The organism is Clostridium sp. MT-14 (genome assembly GCF_042436595.1).
GTDB lineage: Bacteria > Bacillota > Clostridia > Clostridiales > Clostridiaceae > Clostridium_B > Clostridium_B aromativorans.
The window spans coordinates 15,274-37,221 of record NZ_JBHMIY010000011.1; the positions used below are offsets into that span (position 1 = coordinate 15,274).

The following is a 21,948-nucleotide window of genomic DNA, read 5'->3' on the forward strand; positions in this document are numbered from 1 at the left end:
ACAGGGGTATAAATTAAATGAGACGTTTGTTTATTTTAAGTTCTTAATTAAATATGAATGGAGGTAATACATATGCAAAAAAATGGCAAGAAAGTTTTATCGGTTTGTGGTGTGGCAACCTTGTTAATTGCAGGGACAGCATTACCATCAACTGTAAAAGCTGATTCATCCAGCAGGGTAAACAGACTTGGAGGTCAGGATAGATATGAGACAGCTGCAAAGGTTGCACAGGATGGATGGACTTCTTCAGATTATGCAATAGTGGCAAACGGTGAAGGCTATGCAGATGCACTTTGTGCAGCACCACTTGCGAAGGAAAAGAACGCACCTATACTTTTGACTGCCGGAAACAGTTTGAATCAGAATGCATTGAATCAATTAAAAGATTTGAATGTAAATCATGTAATTGTAGTAGGTGGTACAGGCGTGGTTCCTGAAAGTGTTCTAAATGAGATAAAAGCTCAGGTCCCAGATGTTCAGGATGTTCAAAGATTAGGTGGACAAGATAGGTATGAAACTTCTGTAAGAATAGCAGAGGCTCTTAAGACAAAGCCGGTAAAAGCAGTTGTAGCAAGTGGTGAAGGTTTTGCGGATGCACTGTCGGCAGGCCCTTCTGCAGCTATAAATGGTATGCCGATACTTTTGACGAAGCAAAACAGCCTTCCTGATGCTGAAGCAAATTATCTGAAAGCAAATTCAAGTATAACTGAAACTTATGTAATTGGTGGAACTGGATCTGTGAGTGATTCCGTTAAAAATCTGTTTACTTCACCAAAGAGACTTGGAGGAGCCGACAGGTACGAAACCAATACAGCTGTACTTAAGGAGTTTGTATCAAGCTTTAATTTTGGCAATATCTATGCAGCTCTTGGCAAGGGACCTATAGGTAATGAATTTGCAGATGCCCTTACAGGCAGTGCACTGGCAGCAAAGAACAAGAATCCTCTTATAATAACAGGATATACACTGAGTTCTTCTACAAAAGATTTTCTTGATGAAAATGTACCTAAGAACAGTACTCTTACAGTACTGGGCGGAACAGGCAACATATCCGATTCACTGGCTGACGAGATCAAAGACGCCTTTGGCAAAGCATCTAACGGCGGTGGCGGCGGTGGAAGCACTGAAACTAACCTTGCATCCACAATACAAAGTAATTATTCTTATAAAGACATTGTAGACAGCATAAACAACAGCCAGTATTTTAGAATTTTAAAAGATGGCGATAGTGGTTATAATGATAGTGTTATAACTGTACAATTGAAGAAAGCTGGTATAAATACTCCTAAGGGAATATCTACGGATGCTGAAACAAGGTATAAAAATGCAGATGGCACTTGGAACGAAACGCAAATAGAGGATGATATTTCTAAAATACAGTCTAAATTGGATATAATTAATAGTAAAAATATTCTTATAGGCGGTGAACATTTAAATAATTTCTTAGCTAAATTGGGATCGAGATATATTGATTCTACAGGTAAACTTAAGTCAGATGCCATAGTAACTGAAATAGAAACTAAAAATTCTGCTTCTTATGCATACGATGAGTTCAGAGAGGATCTTATTAACAAAATAGAATACTATTTTGTTAATAATGGCAATGCACCTGATTCATTAGAGCTTAGTGTTTTAGGATCTAGAGTAAATAACATTAAAAAGGGAAGCACAGTTTTATTTGATTCTTCTTTAGCACCAAAAGATGCTGCAAGTGATTTGGTAGAGAAAGTATTGTTACCGGATGGAACTTATGATCTTACTGGAACATACACAGTTAATGTAGCTGGTAATAGTTATGTTAATGTTACAATAAAATAAAAACGAAGTAAAACTTAAACGCTATAGTGCAGAACTCAGGCCAATCCCCTGAGTTTTGTTAGCAAAAAGCAGAGTACAGAAATTGTGCATTATGAACTGTGAATTGTGAATTGAATAAAGGTGGTGTTTTTATGATAAGAAAAAATAAAATATTTTCGGCATTGGTTATTGGAATATTTCTGGCTTCCTCTGCAGGCATTGTACTGCCGCGAAGTGTCTCTGCAGCGGTGCCGAGATTGGGCGGTCAGAACAGATATGAGACATCCGCAAAGGTATCTCAGAGCGGATGGGACACTTCAAGTTATGTAATACTTGCCAGCGGAGAGAATTATCCCGATGCTCTCTGTGCAGCACCTCTTGCCAAAAAGTATTCTGCTCCCATACTCTTGACCACCAGCGGAGCTCTTGATGCAAATGCCAAAAATGAAATAATAAGGCTCAAGGCAGAGCATGTAATGGAAATAGGCGGAACGGCGTCCATATCCCTGAATATAGAAAATGAACTTAAAGAGATGGGACTTGATACCCAGAGAATTGGAGGGGCTGACAGATTTGAGACTTCTGTAAAAGTGGCAGAAGCACTTAAAACTTCCACAAATGTGGTGGTTACTTCAGCTTACGGCTTTGCAGATGCTCTTTCCATAGCACCTGTGGCTGCCAGTGAAAACATGCCCATACTTCTTACAGGAGCTGGCTCCCTGCCGGATTCAGTAAAAAAGTATATAGCTCAAAACAGGGCTTCCATAGAAAATTCCTATGTAACTGGAGGCAGCGCTGTTGTAAGTGACAGTGTGCTTGCACAGCTTCCATCTGCTGAAAGAATCAGCGGCCAGAACAGGTTTGATACCAATTTGAATGTACTTGATTATTTCAAAAGCAAGCTCAAATTTGACAATATATATGTTGTCCAGGCTGACGGACCTACGGGAAAGGAATTTGCAGATGCACTTTCGGCTTCAGCTTTGGCGGCAAAGACGGCTTCTCCACTTGTTCTTACCTATAATTCTGTAAGTATTGGAATAGAGGATTTTCTAAAATCAAATGTGCCGGGTGATGTCAAAGTTATTGCCGTAGGGGGAACTGCAGCAGTGCCCGAAAGCATTGTGAGCTCACTTCAGAGTTTGCTTGATGGGAATACCACAAATCCTGGAGCTGGAGGCGGCGGCTCTCAGTCTGACTATGATCTTTTCAGTTCGGTGCTGACAAAACTCAAAACAATAGATATTTCAGGTACATCAACACTCAATGCTGATCAAAAAGAGATAATATCCGATGTAATAGATTCAATGGAAAAATATCTGGCGGATCAAAATTATGATTACAGTCAGGATGCTAAAACTGTGAAAGCCCTTTTTGATAATCTTTCAGATAAAGAAAAGACTGATCTGGAAAATGCTGTATTTGATTCGGGAGTTACAATTTCAGAAGGCCTTGCTCTTGAAGCTAAATTTGGAGTATAGTGGGATATATTGGTTCCATTGTTAATTTTAAATTTACACATAAGTTATTCTGGGATATGTTATAATAAATAATATATTTCTGGATAACTTATAATTTTTTGAGTGACTTTATATAAAAACTTTATTTTAAATTTTGGGAGAGCATATATGAAAAATTCAAGTAAAAGTAAAAAAACAATATTTTTAGCTGTGGTTATTGTTTTAATTCTGATAGCAGCAGTTTTTGGAAGACTTCTTTTCTGGCAGTCATCCTATAGTGTACCTGAATACAAATTTACAGTAGGGCTCTTTGAAAAGATAATAAAAGCCCAGGATACGGGAGGAACTGCACAGCTTACAAAAGATGAGGTGAATCAGATTATATCTCTGTATTTTAAAGAGTACAGGGGCAGTGATATTACTGTGAAAGCGGTGGAAGCGGATTTTGACGGAGACAACATAAAATTTTATGTACCTTCAGCCTATAAGGGTTTTGACGTCCTTGTTACATCGGAAGGCACCCTTTCCAGGGAAAATGATGAAATCAGGTATACTCCAAAATACTTTAAAGCCGGGAAAATCACCCTGCCCAAATCCTATATTCTGAAGAAACTGTCTACAAGGTTGAAAAACAAGGGAGCCGTCGAGCAGAATTCCATAGTGGTGAGCACAAAGGGATTTCCTGTAGGTATCACTGCCTTGAGTGTGAAAGATAATAGGCTTTTAGTTACCCTTGAAAAGAGAAAACTGAACATTGAGGATATACTGAAGGGTAAACTTCAGTCCATAGAAGACATCATAAAAAAATATTCCAGCCTAAAGAATTCCAATTTATCTACGAAAACTAATGTTGTAAGTGGAGAGGGTACTGGTACTGGAAATTCTGGCAGCAGTACAGGTACATCTTTGGGATCAGCCAGTTCAGGAGAAAGGCAGCAGGCACTTGCCAGGGTGATAAACGGATTGAGTGCAGCCTCTGGAGCTGTAAATACAGGAGCTCAAAAAGCGGTTATATCCCAGATGATGTCTGTGGTGGGCAGCATGAAAGATCCTTCCTATAATCCTTATTCGGCAGAAAGCAGTGTTAGGTCAATGTACAGTAAATTGTCATCCAGTGAGAAGACACAGCTTAAAGCTGCGGTATTTTCAAATGTGGATGCATCTTCTGCCAGCATACTTTACAATATGATTGGAAGATAGCGGATATCCTGAAAGTGTTAGCCTTGATGCAAAACAATTACTGAAATATAGGAGGAATAACTAAGTGGAAGAAGAAACAACGCTGGATCTGAGAGATTTTTATAATATATTGAAAAAGAGAAGAAAACTTATAGCACTTATGGTTGTAATATGTACTCTGGCATCTGGATTACTGAGTTTTTTTGTGATAAAGCCGACTTATGAAGCAAGTACCACAATAATAATAGGAAAACTTGCTGAAGACGGGAAGAGCAATACCCAGTACAATGATGTGATGATGTATCAGAATCTTATAAAGACATATGCACAGATTGCAGGTTCCAATGTTGTTATGAAAAATGCCTCTAATAAATTGAATGGGGCTTTTACTCCAAAAAAACTTAAAAAAGTGGTTTCCATAGAGCCCCAGCAGGGAACTCAGATTTTACAGATAACAGGGCAGAGCAAGGATCCATCTGAGGCTGTAAAGATGGTAAATGCAGTGAGCAGTTGTTTTATAGCAGAATCGAAGAAAGTATTTCCTACAGGTGGAGACATAAATATAATGGACAAGCCGCAGTTTCCAGATAAGCCTGTAAAGCCCAAGAAAATGCTGAATATGGCTATTGCATTTTTTGTAGGTCTTTTGGTTTCTGTGGGATTTTCCTTTATGCTTGAATATATGGACAACACTATAAAGACCGAAGATGATATAAAAAAACAACTGGGAATTCCAGTGCTGGGGATAATACCAAAAGGACGAGTTTAATCAATTCACAATTGACAGTGCACAGTTTACAATTGTGCAGGATTTTTCTTTGCTTTATTTCAGAAATTGTGAATTGACAATTGATTGTAATCTGTAAATTGGACAAAAGGTGGTGATATTTATATGATAGATATACACAGCCATATACTTCCGGGTATAGACGATGGTTCAAAATCCATAGAGCAGACCTTGAAAATGCTTAAGCTTACGGAAAAGGATGGAATAAAAGCCATAGTGGCGTCATCACATTTTTACCGTGGTTGTTATGAAAACAGCTGCGATGACATAAAAAAACTTCTGGAAAAAGTAAAAGGCAGAGCCGGAGAAGAAAATATAGATGTGAATATTATTCCCGGTCAGGAGGTAATGCTTGATCATTACAGCCTTGAATATTATAAAAGTGGGAAAATAGGCTGCATTGGCGATACAGATTATATGCTGGTTGAATTCCCCATGATGAATATGCCGGAAAATGCCCTGGATATAATATATGAACTTGAAATTAGAGGGGTGCATCCAATTGTGGCCCATCCTGAAAGATACAGATATATTATAGACAACCCATCCAAGATAAACGAATTCCTGGATGAAAAATGTCTGGTCCAGGTAAATACAGGAAGTATAAGGGGTATATTTGGGAAAAAAGTGAAAAATACTGCCAGGGTTCTGATAAAAAACGGAATCTGTAGTTTTATAGCATCAGATGCTCATTCCACTGGTGGGCGGCATCCGGGCATCAGCAGTGCACTTGAAATGGCTTCTCAAGTCAATCATGATATTTATATGTATATGGAAAAAAATTGTGAGAGATTGTTGAAAAATCAGCTTATAGACCCCGTAAGCGGGAGAATAAGAGAGAAAAAGAGAATTTTCAGCCTTTTTAGAACATAGTAATAAGATTTGAGACACAGATGGAGTGAAGATGATGGATAAAGTACATATAGTCACTATAAGAAACCCAATGGATCCTATTGCAGAAGCTTATAGGACATTGAGAACAAATATTCAATTTTCTTCTTTTGATAAGAAAATACAGTCTATAATGATCACGAGCTCAGGACCTGGGGAGGGTAAGTCCACTACTTCTGCCAACCTGGCAGTGGTCATGTCGGAAACGGGTGCCAAAACCTTGCTTGTGGATTGTGATCAGAGGAAACCCAATCTGCATAAAATATTTTTGACATCTAATGAAAGCGGGCTTTCGAATGTGCTGGCAGGGCAAATTAGTTTTGAAGATGCGGTTAAACAAAATATAGTTGAAAATCTGGATCTTCTCACATCTGGTATAAGACCCCCCAATCCGGCAGAACTTCTGGCCTCCAGGAAAATGGAAATTTTTTTGCAGCAGTTGAAAGAGAAGTATGAATATATAATACTGGATACTCCTCCTGTAGTGGCAGTGACGGATGCCCAGCTTTTATCCCGCTGCGTGGACGGCTGTCTTCTGGTAATATCGTCTTCTCAGGTGGAAAAAGAGGCAGCTGTAAAAGCCAGAGATCTTTTATCGAAAGTAGGTGCCAATATACTTGGAGCGGTTTTAAACAAGCTTGAGATAAAGGAAAAAGGATACTATGGGTATTACTATCAGTATTATTACGGAGAGGACGGCAGCAAAGTCAAGAAGAGTAAGAAAAAGAGCAGAAGGAGAAAATAGACTTAAAAGGTATAAAGATTTTGAAATGATCTTTATATCTTTTATTTTTTTTGTAAAAAATCTTGCCTATTTTTGAAAAACTGCATATATATTATTTGAAGGGAGGTGATGAGGATGGCTGCTAAAACTACTTTATTGAACACTTCAGTGATATTGAAATATAAAGATGGTCTGGATGAAGAGGGAAAAGATATAATCAAAAGACAGACCTTTTCAAATATAAAAATAGATGCTGCTGTTCAGGATATTTATGATGTTGCCGGAGAAATAGAAAAGCTTCTCGGAAAGACTTTAGAAGAGCTCATAAGGCAGGATGAAAGTGGTATAACAAACGCTTAGACAAATTAATAATTGACAATGTACAATGAACAATTGTGGACTGTGTATTGTGAACCGTGAATTGAAAAAGGGGGTGAATTATATGTCCAAATCATTGATTATGAGTTTTCTGACTGAAGAAGGTAAAAAGGCTTCTATAAGGATCTCCAATGTAAAAGAAGGTATAACGGATCAGGAAGTAAAAACTGCCATGGAAACAATTATTGCAAAAAATATATTTACCACTAAAAACGGGGATTTAAAAGCTGTAGATTCTGCCCATATACAGGATACTTCTACTGTTGAGCTTGAGGTGAAATAGTAAGTAGTGCTCATATAGGGTCTGGCTTCAGATATACTTGTTCCAGACCCGCTTTTTATCCGAACGTTGCTATTTACAAGTTCTGCCTGAATTTAAGGATTAATTGATGAAAAGTCTGGCAGAAAGGCACGAAATTTTGAATTTGTAATAAAATATTTAAGACAGGAAATATATATTTGAAGTGCAATAGGTTCAATTTGAAATCATAGGGAGAGAATGTTATGGGATATAAATTCAAACCCGATTATATTATGGACAAGCATTCCCCAGAAATTGTGAATACAGATTACAGCCGCCTGAAAAAGACTCACCTCGTGGAACTTCTTGTAAGAGCTAAAAATAAGGACAAATCTGCCATAGGTGAAATCTGCAGAAGGTTTGACGGAATGGTTATAAATCTTACCAGTTCCTTTTATATAGAAGGGTACACTCTTGAGGATATGGTGCAGGAAGGAAGGCTTTCACTTATAAAGTCCATTTACAAATACAACATGAATTCCAAGTGCCATTTTTCCACTTATGCCGCAGCTGCCATCAAAAAGAATTTCTACTGCAAAATAAGGAACAGTGTGAAAAAATATTTTTGCTGCAGCCTTTATAGTGTGAACAGCGGCGGTGATGAACTCGTGGACACGGTGGAGTCAGAAGAAAATATCGAGGAAGAGTTCATAGAAAAACAGCAGTATTCTGATCTGTGGAGAGCTGTAAGAAAACTTTCTGAGGAAGAAAAAAGTGCAATAGTCTGGTATTATATATGGGAAATAAGCTTAAAAGAATATGCAGTAAAGGAGAAGATACCATATAGGACAGCAGCTGCCAGGAAAAAAAGAGCTGTAGATCATCTGAGAAGTATAATGAATTTTGGATGATAATATGTGAAAATATTCAGCCAATACTATATGCCAAAGTGATTTTTTGGAATATGATGTTGGCTGTTTTGCGTAAATGACAATTTACAGAGCCTAATTTGAAATGTGGATATAAATGTAAAATCAAAATTTATAGGGAAAAATGTAATAAAAACTCACATCATATAGACATAAAATAGAGAATTTTAAATCTATTTTAATACATATAAAATTATCATTTTAAAATACGATAATATTTTAAAATGATAAAATTGGACAAATAAATGGGACTTTTATGGTTGTCTGCCAAATGCTGTGGTGTTATAATAAATGTAATATTTATGTGAATTTTGTTGGTATTAGGGGGAGATATATTGACAGAATTGGAGGATAAAATTGTTAGTGTACTAGTCGATAATAAAAATGAAAAGGAAGATGAGTACGGTAAAAGTTGCAGTTATTATTTTTCAGCTCTAGGGGTGGTTAGGGCATGATAAGGGAAAATCAAAAATATTTAAATAAGCTGCTGATTTTGTCAGATGGGTTTATTATTTTTCTATCTGCATTATTGTCCTATTTCGTCAGATTTTATCTAGATCTTGCTATTTATTATAATAAGAATGTAATTCCTCTAGATACATATGTTTGGTCTCTGGTATTTATTATTCCAATGTATTTAATATTATTTAATATATTTGGGCTGTATTTACCTTACAGGTTCAAAACTATCCCTGATGAAACTCTAAGGATAATAAAATCAAATATTCTGGGGACTATTATTTTTATAGCAGTTTTATATGTTTTTAAATTCATCAATTATTCCAGATATTTGATTTTTATATTTTTTATTGTTCTTACACTGTTTATGTTCCTGGAAAGATTAATTTTAAGAATGAGTTTAAGATTTATAAGGAAAAGAGGATACAATGTAAAGCATGTTCTGTTTATAGGAATAAATAGCATGACTTATAAACTTATAAAACAAATTAAGGAAAACAGACAGTGGGGATATGTAGTTAAAGGAATATTTTATAATAAAAAGTATAACAGGGCCCTTGATGAAATAGCTGCAGATTCTTTAGTAGATAAGACTATTTTACATAAAGAAGATATTATAGATGATGTCAGTGTACTTGAAAAATATTTATTAGACCCCAATGTAGATGATGTTTTTATAACTTTGAATTTTGATGAATATTACAAAATGAAGGATATAATCAGAATATGTGAAAAAGCTGGAGTTAAGGCTCAAATAATACCTGATTTTTCTGATAAGATATCTTCAAAACCTTATGTTGAAGAAATAGGAAATATACCGGTAATAGGAATAAGATATATACCCCTTGAGGATTTATTTAATAAAATGCTAAAGAGAACTTTTGATATATTATTTTCTATGTTCGCAATAATAATTTCATCACCTATAATGATTTTAACTGCAATTATTATAAAATTGACTTCTCCGGGACCTATTATATTTAAACAGGAAAGAGTTGGACTTAATAAAAAAATATTTACTATGTACAAGTTCAGATCCATGCGTGTTCAGAATTCAAATAAAGAAAAACTTGAATGGACGACAGAGGATGATCCTAGAAAGACCAAATTTGGTTCTTTTATCAGAAAGACAAGCATTGATGAACTACCCCAGTTTTTTAATGTTTTAAAGGGAGATATGAGTTTAATCGGTCCAAGGCCTGAAAGACCATATTTTGTAAATAAATTTAAAAATGAAATTCCCCAGTATATGGTAAAACACCAGGTGAGGCCTGGAATAACAGGATGGGCCCAGGTTAACGGATGGCGAGGAGACACCTCAATAAGCAAGAGAATTCAATGTGATATTTATTATATAGAGAACTGGAGTTTTATGATGGACATTAAAATAGTATTTATGACTATATTTAATGGGTTTATAAATAAAAATGCATATTAAATATTAAAAACTACATTATTGGGGGGAGGGAAGAATAGAGAATGGAAATAATAAAAAATGATTTAAGTGGTTTGGATATAATTGAAAGTCTAAATGAAAATATAGATAGGGCCGATATTAATAAAAAAGTGTGCATATTTGGACAAGGATTTGTAGGACTGCCTCTTACGCTGAGTTTTGCACTGAGGGGGTGTAAAACTATAGGTGTCGATGTAGATGATTTATTAGTAGCAAATACCAATAGGGGATTAACTAATCACACTGAGAAATTTTATAAAGCAGGTATACAGGAAATATTAAATATGCAGATAAAAAAAGGTAATTATAAAGCTACAGTAAATGGCGAAGCAGCAGTAAAAAAGTGTAATAATATAATTGTAACTGTAGGCATACCGATAAAAAACGGTAAATACATAATGGATTATTTAGAAAATGCGTGCATAACCATAGGAAAGAATTTAAAAAGGGGTGATTTAGTTGTTATAAGGAGCACAGTGATTCCGGGAACTACTGAGGAATTTATAATGCCTATACTTGAAAGAAAATCAAAGATGAAGGCGGGAGTGGATTTTTATCTTGCCTATGCTTCGGAGAGAATTGCAGAGGGAAAAGCCTTTGAAGAATTTGCAGATATGCCTACACTTGTAGGGGCAATAAATGCAAAGAGCTTGGAAAGAGCGGCATCGCTTTTAGCTGTAGTTTGTAAAGCTCAAATAGTAAAGGCTTCCTGTATAAAAGCAGTTGAAACTTCAAAGGTATTCGAAAATGTCCAGAGAGATGTGAATATTGCTATGTCTCAGGAATTTGCAAGATTTGCAGAGTCTTTGGGTATAGATATTTTTGAAGTCATAAAACTTGCCAATACACATAAAAGAGTAAATCTTTTAACTCCGGGACCAGGTGTAGGGGGATATTGTATCCCAAATGCGTATCATTACATAGCTCCCAAAGCAGAAAAGATGGATGTATCTATGGATATATTAAAAATTGCAAGAAAGAAAAATGCCTTGATTCCCAAATTTATAGTGGATAAAGTTGAGGAACTTCTAAATAGTGAAAATAAAGATATAAGAAATTGCAAAATAGCGGTTTTAGGACTAGCTATGAAAGATTATTCTAATGATGACAGGATAAGTCCTCCTGTAGATATATGCAAACTTCTTGTAAAAGCAGGGGCGAATGTAAATGCTTTTGATCCCATAGTACCTACAAAATATGATTTCAGGGTTGAGAGCGAAGAGGAAGCTTTAGAAAAAGCTGATGCAGTATTGATTCTAGCAAAACAAGATGATATGAATTATGATGATTGCGAACACATGTCCAAGCTTATGAATGAAAACCCTGTATGCTTGGATACTAAAGCAGTGGTTAATGCTGTAGAAGCTGGAAAATATGGTTTTTTGTATTGGAGAATATAAAATATGAGTTTTTTATATCAATGTCATGTACATACAGAATATTCTCCGGATAGCTGTGTTTCTCTTGATAGGTTATATAAATGTTTATTAAGGAATAAAATTTGGGGAATTATTATAACGGATCATAATACTACTGAGGGAGCACTTAAATTCAAACAAAAGTATGGCTGTAAGCTGGATGTTATAATTGGTGAAGAAATAATGACTAAAAAGGGTGAGATCATTGGTATGTTTTTAAAAGAAGAGATACAAAAAGGTTTAACTCCTGAAGAAACCATAAAAAGAATTAAAAAGCAAGGTGGGCTAGTGTGTATACCACATCCATTTGATAGAAAAAGGTATAAAACGTGTTTAGAACTAGATTCTATAATAAAAAATAAAGACAATATTGATATAATAGAAATTTTTAACGGAAGAGCTGTAGAAAATGAATTTAATAAAAGTGCTGAAAAATTAAGTCATGATTTAAATAAGCCATGCGTATATGGAAGTGATTCTCACAGTTGTTATGAACTTAAATATAATTGTTGTGATTTTAAGAATAATTTAACCAGGGGAAATTTTATTGAATCACTTAAGTATATAAATATTTATAATAAACGAACTAATAAAAGTATTCATTATTATACTATCTATGTTAAAGTGAAAAAATTGATAAAGGCAGGAAAGATAAGTGAAGCATTTAACTTTATCTATAAAGGATGTAAAAAGAGATTGCTTAGAGCTTTCAAAGTTAATAGATAAATCAGGTTTTAGGCCTGATTGCGTTGTGTATATAAAAACGGGAGGTTATTTAGTAGGGAAATACATAGCTGAATATTATAAAATTCAATTAAGAGGACTTAGAATTTTAAGAGAAGGAAATGGTATTAAGTCAAAATTTAGTTTTATATTAAGGATACTTCCTAAGTTTGTTAAAAATCTATTGAGGGAATTGGAATTTAAATCCGGAATACATGCAAAGAGAAGTAATAGAGTTGTTACAGAAATTGATGAAAATTTGTTGTATGGAGAAAATATACTTTTGGTAGATGATTCTATAGATACAGGTAATACTATAGTTTCTGCATTAGATTTTTTAAAAAATAACAGTAACTTAGATTTAAATATAAAAGTATTAGCTTTAAATAAGTTTAAATTAAGTGAAAAATTAATGAAAACTGATTATTATCTGTATGAGGATAGTATTATAATATATCCTTGGTCTAAAGATTCTAAGGAATATAAAGATTATATAAAAGAGGAAGGGCTATGACTCAAAAATTAAATATAATTATAGCTAATGATTATGCTCATATAACAGGTGGAGCAGATAAAGTTGCTATAATTAGTGCTATATCATTGGCTGAAAAAAATTATGATGTTTACTTTTTTTCCTCAGTAGGACCTGTTTCTGAAGAACTAAAATGTAGTAATGTAAATGTAATTTGTTTAAACCAAAATGATATATTGAGTAATAAAAATAGATTTCAAGCTGCGATTTATGGAATTTGGAATATTAGAGCAAGACTAAAATTTAAACTATTATTGAAAAAACTTAACAATAAATTCACTATTATTCATTTACACTCTTTTACCAAGGGATTGTCAACTTCAATAATAAGAGAAGCTATAAATGAAAATTTTAAATTGGTTTTAACTTTACATGATTATTTTGCTGTATGTCCTAATGGTGGCTTTTTTAATTATAATACAAATGAAATATGCCATTTAAAGCCTATGTCAAGAAAATGCATTTTATGTAATTGTGATTCTCGAAAATATGTACATAAAATATGGAGAGTATTAAGACAAAATAAACAAACAAAAAGAGGGTTACTACCATCTGGAATAGATAATTATATTTACATATCTGAGATGAGTAAAAATGTATTAGTTTCCTTTTTACCACCAAATGCAAAACTTTATTATGTAAAAAATCCTGTAGATATTGAAAAAGGAAAATCTGTAAATGTAATAAAAAATAATTCATTTGTATATGTAGGACGATTGAGTAAAGAGAAAGGATGTTTATTATTTGCCGAAGCAGCTAAAGAATTAAATGTTAATGCTGTGTTTGTAGGAGATGGTGAACTTAGAGATGAAATAAAAAGAATTTATCCTGAAAGTAGGATTACTGGTTGGGTAGATAAGATGCAAGTTGTAAATGAACTTGATTCTACAAGAGCATTGGTATTTCCATCGCTTTTATATGAGACATTAGGCCTTACAGCACTTGAAGCACAAGCTAGAGGAATACCAGTTATTGTGTCTGATGCTTGTGCTGTAAGGGAAGTTGTTAAAAATAGGAGAACGGGATTATGGTTCAAAAGAGGAGATCTAGAAGATCTAGAAGAAAAAATGAAATTATTAATGAATGATAAATTAGCTAAAATTTATGGACAGAATGCATATTTAGATTACTGGGAAAATGATTTTAGTATTGAAAGTCATATAAATCAACTTGAAAAAGTTTATGATGATATTTCTAAGCGGGGAGAAAAATGAAAAAAATTATTATGGCAGAATATTTAGAATATAATAGCGATTTTAAAGTTGGTAATCATCATTATGCAATGATGTTTTCAAAAAATGGGTATGAAGTTCTATGGCTGTCACCGGTTTATAATCATATAACGAAAATTATTAATAGTAGTATCTATAATCAAAGAAGGAATTTAAACAAAAAATTTTTTAAAAAATTGGATAAAAATATATTTGGATATTCGCCCTATTCTTTGATTTTATATGGAAGATTACCAGTATTAAATACAAAGTTTGCTAATAAATTAAGTATTAAATTAACTATACCTAATTTGAAAAATAGTTTTGAGCGAAATAATTTTAATAATGTTGATATATTATGGCTTACTAATCCTAAATATTATTACTTAACCAAAATAATTAAATATAGAAAATTAATTTATAGATGTGCTGATGATTTAACAGGTTTTAGTCAAGCGTGTAGAACAATGTCCTATTTTGAAAAAAGAATAATTAGGAAAGCTGATCTAGTCTTTGTTACTGCACATAGTTTAATTGAAAAAAAACAATGCTTGAGAAAAGATTTGATTTATTTGCCTAATGGAGTTGAGTTAGACAACTTTATTAGAAAAAAATATATTTTCCCAAGAAAATTTCAAAGTAATAAAAGAAAAAGTTGTATTTATATAGGTGCAATCGATAATTGGTTTGATCTGAATTTATTAAAGTACTGTATAGAAAAATTGAATAAAATAGATTTTTGTTTAATTGGTCCATGTAAAATAAATTTATCTTTACTAAAATTATATAAAAATGTTCATATATTAGGTAAGATAGATTACAAACAAATACCTAATTATTTGTACTATAGTGATGTTGGAATTATACCATTCAAAGTAAATAAGTTAACAGATTCAATAACTCCAATAAAACTATACGAGTATATGAGTGTAGGGCTAAATGTTGTTTCTACTAATTTCAAAGAAATGGAATATATAAATAGCCCAGCTTATGTTGCTAAAAGTTATGATGAATTTTGTGAAGATATAGTAAAAGCAATTGATAATAAAGATAAAGATAGGAAAAATAATATTGAATTTGCAAAGGAAAATACGTGGGAAAAAAGATTTGAAAAAATACAAAAATATGTTGAGAGAGATTAATATGAAAAATTATTTTGAATATGCAAATAAAGATTATAAAAATACTCTATTTTTAAAATTAATTATAGTTTCATTGCCCTTTAATGCTTTACCGTATTTTTCAAATATATTTGGTGAATTGGCACAAGAAGGTGCATTTTATGTACTTGTAATTGGAATTATTGTCAGCATAATTAAAATGGACAAGATTTATTTACCTAAAAATAATAGCTATAATGCATTAATTGTATTTTTGGCATTAATAATATTGTCTTTTATTTTTAATTATAACTCGATATTTTCAAATTTTACAAAAGGTAGATCCGGTATTGAAAAATTTGTGTTTCAGTATATGGTATTATTATTTGGATTTATAAGTTCAATTTATATTTATAGTATAGTTAGAAAAACCAATAATACTTTAGAAATATTGAGAAAGTATGTGATGATATCAGCTTATATTGTAGGGGCATATTGTGTTATCGAAATTTTATCTTTACATAATGTGAATTTTGCTAAAGTAATTGTAGATAATGTTTCTCTGATTATTAGGGGTGAAGAAGATGCAGGTTCAAATTACCTTAGATTAAGAGCAGTGTGTGGTGAAGCATCTTTTTTTGGAATATATTCTTCATTTGTTATACCGTGGATGTTTCTATCTATAAATAAGAATAAAAAGATTAAAAAATTTAATCTTATATTTTTTATATATTATATATATTTAATAATTCTGTCGAAATCCAGATTGGCTTATGTAACTATTTTAGTTGAAATTACTTTTATAATAGCTTTTACGAGTAATAATTTTAAAAAGAAACTTAAAGTAGCTATTATAGTGTTAATGTGTTTATGTTGTGTTATATTGGGGAAATATTATATATCAAGTGATGTTCCAATAGATATTACAGGAGTATATACATCATTAACAGATAGTGATAATATGTCAAATATAGCTAGATATGGTTCACAAAGAGCTGCTTTTAAAATGGGAATTGGTCATCCAATATTTGGAGTGGGATTAGGACAATATGGATTTAATATGCCAAATTATGTTGATGATGATGCTATGCAATCAACGGAAATTTTAACATGGATGGATAGCAGTGAACAAACACCTTGGGCACCAGTTCATGGCTTATTTGCAAGAATTTTTGGAGAACTTGGATTTGTTGAGCTATTTTTATGGTTATATTGTTGGCTTTATCTTTTGTATAAGCTTTTTCAAAAATATAAGTTGAATAAAAAGTTGAAAAAACAGACAACAACATTAATAGCACTTATTTCTAGCATAATTGGTTTACTTCTAGTTGGGTTTGATTTAGATACTTTCAGATATTTTGGTTATTGGATTTTACTTGGAATATCGTGGAATGAAATTAGAGAAACAAGAAAATTTAATATTTAGTGAATATAGTGTGGACAATATGGAATATTCGAGAGGCATTTATGAAAATAATTTTAAAATTTCAAAAGCTGAAATATATTACATTAAAACAACTTATAAAAAAGATAAATAAAAAAATTTATTATTTTTTTAGAATGATAAAAATTAAAAACAATCCGATTATATTAAAAAAACAATACTTTCATAAGTTTAATTCAAAATGTAATTTTCTATATAATATAGTGGACAAGGAAAAATTTAAAGAAAAATTATATGAATATAGTTTAAGTATAAATATAATTACATCAGCTGATAATATTTGTAATCATAAATTTGATTTGCTCGGTTCAGGAAAAAAATATTTAGGTAAAGATTTGTCTTGGAATAAGGATTTTAAAACAGGGTATGTATGGAAGAATGGATTTTATAAAAATATAAAAATTGTGAATTTGTCAAATAATTCAGATGTGAAAGTTCCTTGGGAGCTTTCAAGATTTCAGCATATAATTACTCTAGGAAAGGCATATTGGATAACTGATAATGAAAAATATGCCATAGAATTTAAAAATGAAGTTATTGATTGGATAAAGAATAATCCTGTTGAAATGTCAGTTAATTGGGTCTGTACTATGGATGTGGCTATAAGGGCTGTTAATCTAATTTGCGGATATTTTTTCTTCGAAAAATCTAAAAATATTGATGATGATTTTTGGGTCAAATTTAATAAATCTCTTTATCTTCATGGTAGGTTTATATATAAAAACCTTGAAAATGAAGGCCAACATAATGGAAATCATTATTTATCAGATTTATGTGGACTTATATGGCTTGGAATATATTTTAATGACTTTATTGTAGAAGATAAGAAAATGGAAAATAATTCGAAAGTCTGGCTTGAATTTGGAATTTCTGAATTTGAAAATGAAATGAAAAGTGAAGTAAATTTGGATGGAACGGATTATGAGGCATCTACTTCATATCATAGGCTTGTCACTGAATTGTTTTTAATTACAACGATTTTATGTGATAAAAATTATATCTATTTTTCAAATAAATATATGCAAAAGCTTGAGAAAATGTGTGAGTTCACAATGGATATAATCAAACCTAATGGGTTGTCACCTATTATTGGTGATGCAGATGATGGGAGATTACTGATAGTGTCAAATTATGAAAATTGGAATAAAAGAGATTTCAGGCACATTTTAGCTGTTGCAGGAGAGTATTTTGATAGAGATGATTTTAGATATTTTGGCAGGAATTATAGGGAAGATGCATTGTGGATAACGGGAAACTATAAGAAATCAGATGTGGCACTTAAATTGCATTCTAAAGCTTATGATAAAGGTGGTTATTATGTATTAAGAAATGGTAGAATTTATTGTATTATAAGGTGCGGGGAATTATCCTGTAGGGGTGAAGGGGGACACAGCCATAATGATCAATTGAGTATTGAACTTAATGTTGATGGTGAAGATTTTATTATAGACCCGGGGACCTATGTGTATACTTCTGATTATAAAATGAGAAATTTATTTAGGAGTACAGGTATGCACAATACTCTACAGATTGCTAATTATGAACAAAATGACTTTAATAAATATGATTTGTTCTATATGAAGGAACAGAGTTTTGCAAAATGTATAACTTTTAGTGAAAATACTTTTTCAGGTGAGCATTATGGATATAGAAGAAAATGTGATGTAATACATAAAAGAACCATTAAATTGCAAAGTGATGGAATAATTATTGAAGATAAGATTTTGCCAGATAAAATTAATGATAACATATATGTGAATTTTATATTAGATTATGGTGTTGATGTAGTAGAAAGAAAAAATGGGATAGAGCTTATTAGGAATAATAAAAGTGTATTCATGAAATTTTATAATTCATATTCAATAACTAGTACTTGTGTATCATATGAATATGGACAAAAATTGAATACAAAAAAGATCAGAATAGCATTAGAAAAAAATTGTAATAAAGTAAAATTGGTGTGTTGCTAAGGAGTTGATAATTTGAAACAGATACTTATAAAAAAGGGACAGGCTATAGTATCAGATATACCGGCACCGCTAGCTTCAGATAATGGTGTTTTGGTGAAGGTCTTATATTCTTGCATCAGTGCAGGAACAGAAATCATGGGAGTTAATGAATCAGGCAAATCCATTGTGAAAAAAGCTATGGAACAGCCTGAAAAAGTGAAGAAAGCTTTGAATATGTTAAAAAATCAAGGGCTTAATGCTGTTTTAAATAAAGTTACAGATATGGAATCTGGAAAACCTACAGGTTACAGTACCTCTGGTGTAATAGTAGGGCTGGGTAAAAATATTAAAGATTTGAAAATAGGTGATAGGGTAGCTTGCGCAGGTGCTGGTATTGCAAATCACGCAGAGTACATAGATGTTCCAAGGAGCCTTGTTATGAGGGTTCCTGATGGGCTTAATATGGATTTAGCATCTACAGTTACTGTTGGTGGTATTGCGATGCAGGGAGTAAGAAGAGCTGATTTAAGGCTAGGTGAAATTGCAGCTGTAATTGGAATGGGGATAATGGGGCAGCTTGCAGTGCAGATATTAAAAGCTTCAGGGTGTAAAGTTATAGGTATAGATATTGACGATAGAAGATTAGGTATTGCAAAGAAAACAGGGTGCGATTTTATTATGAATTCTTCTAAGTTGGATGTGATTAAAGAGATTGATAAAATTACAGAAGGATTTGGAGTTGATGCTGCAATAATAACAGCTGCTGCAAATTCCAATGAAATACTTTCCCAAGCGTTTAATATATGTAGGAGAAAAGGCAAGGTTGTGCTTGTAGGTGTTGTGGGAAATGAATATAAAAGAGAAGATATGTATCAAAAAGAATTGGACTTTATAATTTCAACATCCTATGGACCGGGAAGGTATGATCCTGTGTATGAAGAAAAATGTATTGATTACCCTTATGCATATGTAAGATGGACAGAAAATAGAAATATGGAAGAGTATTTAAAGCTTTTGTCGGAGAAAAAGATAAATTTACAGCCACTTATTGAAAGAATATATCCTGTAGATGAAGCAGTAAAGGCTTATGAAGAATTAAAAACTTCGGATAATAAACCACTTATTGTATTATTGGAATATAATAATGAAAATAGCAATAATATAGAAAGAAAAGTTTATATAAATAATAAATTATTAAAAACAGGTAAAAAAATAAATGTAGCGGTAATAGGTGCGGGAGGGTTTGCCCAATCAATGCATCTTCCTAATTTGAAGAAGTTAAATGATATTTATAATATTTATGCTATTATGAGTAGGACGGGTACTAATGCAAAAGCAATAGCAGAACAATATGGAGCTAGGTATGCTACTACAGATTATAATGAAATATTAAATGATGCCGATGTAGATATGGTTATGATATGTACGAGACATAATCTCCATGCAAGTATGTCCATAAAAGCTATGAAAAAGGGTAAAGCTGTATTTGTTGAAAAACCTATGGCTCTTAATAAAAAAGAAATGGAAGAAGTATTGCAAGTAGTAGATGAGACTGGAATGCCATATACTATAGGGTTTAATAGAAGGTTTTCTAGGTACGCTTTTGAAACTAAAAAACATATTAAAAATAGAATAAATCCTATGATAATAAATTACCAAATGAATGCGGGATACATTCCACTAGATTGTTGGGTACATACAGAAGAGGGAGGTGGACGTATTATAGGAGAAGGATGCCATATATTGGATTTGTTTGACTATTTTACAGATTCGAAAATACTGAGTGCATCTGTGGATAGTATTGCTCCTAAAACTAAAAATATATCCCATAGAGATAATGTGGTAGTTACTTTGAAATATGAAGATGGTTCATTATGTACACTTACGTATACATCACTTGGAAATAGTGTCTATCCCAAAGAGCTTTGTCAGATTTATTGTGATGGTAAAATCATAACTATTGATGATTACAAAAAAATCAATGGATATGGTGTGAAAGTATCTAATATTGAAAGCAAGGATTCAGAAAAGGGACAATATGAGGAACTTAGAGAATTTGCAAAAGCAATAAAAGATGGTACGAATTATACTATACCTATCTGGCAGATAGAACAGGCAACAGGTATAAGTTATTTAGTAGAGTTGGAGCTGAGAAAATGAAAGGGTATAATATTGCGGTTATAGGGGGATATCCGCCACCTATAGGTGGTATATCTGTTCATATAAAAAGATTGATAAAAAAACTTGATGATAAATACTTACAGTACGTACTTTATAATACGTCTAAAAATAAAATAAAAGTAAATTATAATATATTTAATGTGAATAATTTAAAGCTTTGGTTAATAAAATATTTTTTTTGCTGTAAAGATAAGATAATTCATTGTCAGGAAAGAAATTGGTATTTATTATTTATTTTATGTTTGATAAAAAAAATCCATAAATCAAAATTAATATTAACAATTCATAGTTTTAGGGAAGAACCAAAAAAATTTAATTTTTTAAAAAAACTGTGCTTCTATTATTCTATGAAAAACGTAGATCAGTTTATACCAGTTGGTGAAAATGAGAAGTTAAAATTAATAAAATATAATTGTGATATAAGTAAAATTGATGTAATACCTGCATATATAAATCCCGATTATGATGAATCTGACGATAAATTAATTCCTAATTATATATGGAATTTTATGAAAGATAATGATTTTAATATTGTAGCTAATGCATATAAAATATCATTTTATAAAAATGAGGATTTATATGGTATAGATATGTGTGTAGAATTATGTTCTAGGTTAAAGAAATATTTTAGATTTAAAAAAATAGGTTTTGTTTTCTGTTTACCTGATATAGGAGATTATGAGTATTATAGTAAATTGAAAAATATTATAGGCAAATTACAGATAAGAGATAGATTTTTGTTAGTTAATGAAAAAATACCTCTCTGTCCAATATTGAAAAAAAGTAATTTGTTTTTAAGACCAACTAATACAGATTCATATGGAATTTCAATAGCTGAAGCTTTATATTACAAAGTTCCATCTATTACTAGTGATGTGTGTAGAAGACCAAAGGGAGCAATTTTATTTAAAACAAGAAATATTAAAGATTTATATAATAAGACTGTTGATGTAATAGAAAATTATAAATTTTACAAGAAAAAATTAAAGAATATAAAAGTAGAAGATAATTATGAGAAATTATTAAATATTTATAGAAAATTAGTGAATATATAAATTCCTTATAAATTATAAATAGAATTTTGAGAAG

At 31.8% G+C, this 21,948-nt stretch carries 19 protein-coding genes; all 19 read left to right on the plus strand.

Features of this window, described 5'->3' with window-relative positions:
- The first annotated feature begins 72 nt into the window (after nucleotides 1-72).
- The 19 genes from ACFHWD_RS09725 (at nucleotide 73) to ACFHWD_RS09815 (ending at nucleotide 21,914) form a co-directional block, all read left to right on the plus strand.
- Nucleotides 73-1,818, plus strand: coding sequence for a cell wall-binding repeat-containing protein (locus ACFHWD_RS09725; RefSeq protein ID WP_378061598.1), 1,746 nt, complete (start codon nucleotides 73-75; stop codon nucleotides 1,816-1,818).
- A 131-nt stretch (nucleotides 1,819-1,949) separates the two neighbouring features.
- Nucleotides 1,950-3,278 (plus strand): cell wall-binding repeat-containing protein, encoded by a 1,329-nt coding sequence (locus tag ACFHWD_RS09730; protein ID WP_378061600.1) that lies wholly within the window; start codon nucleotides 1,950-1,952, stop codon nucleotides 3,276-3,278.
- Between the two features lie 147 nt (nucleotides 3,279-3,425).
- The gene (locus ACFHWD_RS09735; RefSeq protein WP_378061602.1) at nucleotides 3,426-4,457 is read left to right on the plus strand and encodes a DUF2140 domain-containing protein; all 1,032 of its coding nucleotides are present in this window, start codon (nucleotides 3,426-3,428) and stop codon (nucleotides 4,455-4,457) included.
- 64 nt (nucleotides 4,458-4,521) lie between these two features.
- Entirely contained in the window at nucleotides 4,522-5,205 is a 684-nt protein-coding gene (locus tag ACFHWD_RS09740) for a YveK family protein (RefSeq protein ID WP_378061604.1), read from the plus strand.
- A 123-nt stretch (nucleotides 5,206-5,328) separates the two neighbouring features.
- On the plus strand, nucleotides 5,329-6,096 hold the full coding sequence (locus ACFHWD_RS09745) for a tyrosine-protein phosphatase (RefSeq protein ID WP_378061606.1): 768 nt from the start codon (nucleotides 5,329-5,331) through the stop codon (nucleotides 6,094-6,096).
- Between the two features lie 34 nt (nucleotides 6,097-6,130).
- Nucleotides 6,131-6,859 (plus strand): CpsD/CapB family tyrosine-protein kinase, encoded by a 729-nt coding sequence (locus ACFHWD_RS09750; RefSeq protein ID WP_378061608.1) that lies wholly within the window; start codon nucleotides 6,131-6,133, stop codon nucleotides 6,857-6,859.
- Nucleotides 6,860-6,973: 114 nt separating this feature from the next.
- Complete coding sequence (locus ACFHWD_RS09755; protein ID WP_150357594.1) at nucleotides 6,974-7,198, plus strand: DUF1659 domain-containing protein; 225 nt, start codon at nucleotides 6,974-6,976, stop codon at nucleotides 7,196-7,198.
- Nucleotides 7,199-7,280: 82 nt separating this feature from the next.
- Complete coding sequence (locus tag ACFHWD_RS09760; protein ID WP_150357592.1) at nucleotides 7,281-7,499, plus strand: DUF2922 domain-containing protein; 219 nt, start codon at nucleotides 7,281-7,283, stop codon at nucleotides 7,497-7,499.
- A 221-nt stretch (nucleotides 7,500-7,720) separates the two neighbouring features.
- The gene (locus ACFHWD_RS09765) at nucleotides 7,721-8,368 is read left to right on the plus strand and encodes a sigma-70 family RNA polymerase sigma factor (protein ID WP_150357590.1); all 648 of its coding nucleotides are present in this window, start codon (nucleotides 7,721-7,723) and stop codon (nucleotides 8,366-8,368) included.
- A 469-nt stretch (nucleotides 8,369-8,837) separates the two neighbouring features.
- Nucleotides 8,838-10,283, plus strand: a complete 1,446-nt coding sequence (locus tag ACFHWD_RS09770) for an undecaprenyl-phosphate glucose phosphotransferase (protein ID WP_378061611.1) — start codon at nucleotides 8,838-8,840, stop codon at nucleotides 10,281-10,283.
- 41 nt (nucleotides 10,284-10,324) lie between these two features.
- Nucleotides 10,325-11,701 carry a nucleotide sugar dehydrogenase gene (locus tag ACFHWD_RS09775; protein ID WP_378061613.1) on the plus strand — a complete coding sequence of 459 codons (1,377 nt, stop codon included), beginning with the start codon at nucleotides 10,325-10,327 and terminating at the stop codon, nucleotides 11,699-11,701.
- Between the two features lie 3 nt (nucleotides 11,702-11,704).
- Nucleotides 11,705-12,445 carry a PHP domain-containing protein gene (locus ACFHWD_RS09780; RefSeq protein ID WP_378061615.1) on the plus strand — a complete coding sequence of 247 codons (741 nt, stop codon included), beginning with the start codon at nucleotides 11,705-11,707 and terminating at the stop codon, nucleotides 12,443-12,445.
- Entirely contained in the window at nucleotides 12,375-12,956 is a 582-nt protein-coding gene (locus ACFHWD_RS09785; RefSeq protein ID WP_378061617.1) for a phosphoribosyltransferase, read from the plus strand. The genes ACFHWD_RS09780 and ACFHWD_RS09785 overlap by 71 nt, the downstream gene beginning before the upstream one ends.
- Nucleotides 12,953-14,188, plus strand: a complete 1,236-nt coding sequence (locus ACFHWD_RS09790; RefSeq protein ID WP_378061619.1) for a glycosyltransferase family 4 protein — start codon at nucleotides 12,953-12,955, stop codon at nucleotides 14,186-14,188. Before ACFHWD_RS09785 ends, ACFHWD_RS09790 begins: the two co-directional genes overlap by 4 nt.
- Nucleotides 14,185-15,327: a glycosyltransferase gene (locus ACFHWD_RS09795; RefSeq protein ID WP_378061621.1), complete on the plus strand. Its 1,143-nt coding sequence runs from the start codon at nucleotides 14,185-14,187 to the stop codon at nucleotides 15,325-15,327. The genes ACFHWD_RS09790 and ACFHWD_RS09795 overlap by 4 nt, the downstream gene beginning before the upstream one ends.
- A gap of 1 nt (nucleotide 15,328) precedes the next feature.
- Nucleotides 15,329-16,711, plus strand: coding sequence for an O-antigen ligase family protein (locus ACFHWD_RS09800; RefSeq protein ID WP_378061623.1), 1,383 nt, complete (start codon nucleotides 15,329-15,331; stop codon nucleotides 16,709-16,711).
- Between the two features lie 41 nt (nucleotides 16,712-16,752).
- On the plus strand, nucleotides 16,753-18,699 hold the full coding sequence (locus ACFHWD_RS09805; protein ID WP_378061625.1) for an alginate lyase family protein: 1,947 nt from the start codon (nucleotides 16,753-16,755) through the stop codon (nucleotides 18,697-18,699).
- A 12-nt stretch (nucleotides 18,700-18,711) separates the two neighbouring features.
- Nucleotides 18,712-20,838 carry a bi-domain-containing oxidoreductase gene (locus tag ACFHWD_RS09810; RefSeq protein WP_378061627.1) on the plus strand — a complete coding sequence of 709 codons (2,127 nt, stop codon included), beginning with the start codon at nucleotides 18,712-18,714 and terminating at the stop codon, nucleotides 20,836-20,838.
- A complete protein-coding gene (locus tag ACFHWD_RS09815; protein WP_378061629.1) occupies nucleotides 20,835-21,914 on the plus strand; it encodes a glycosyltransferase family 4 protein in 1,080 nt (359 codons plus the stop codon). Before ACFHWD_RS09810 ends, ACFHWD_RS09815 begins: the two co-directional genes overlap by 4 nt.
- Nucleotides 21,915-21,948: the final 34 nt, after the last annotated feature.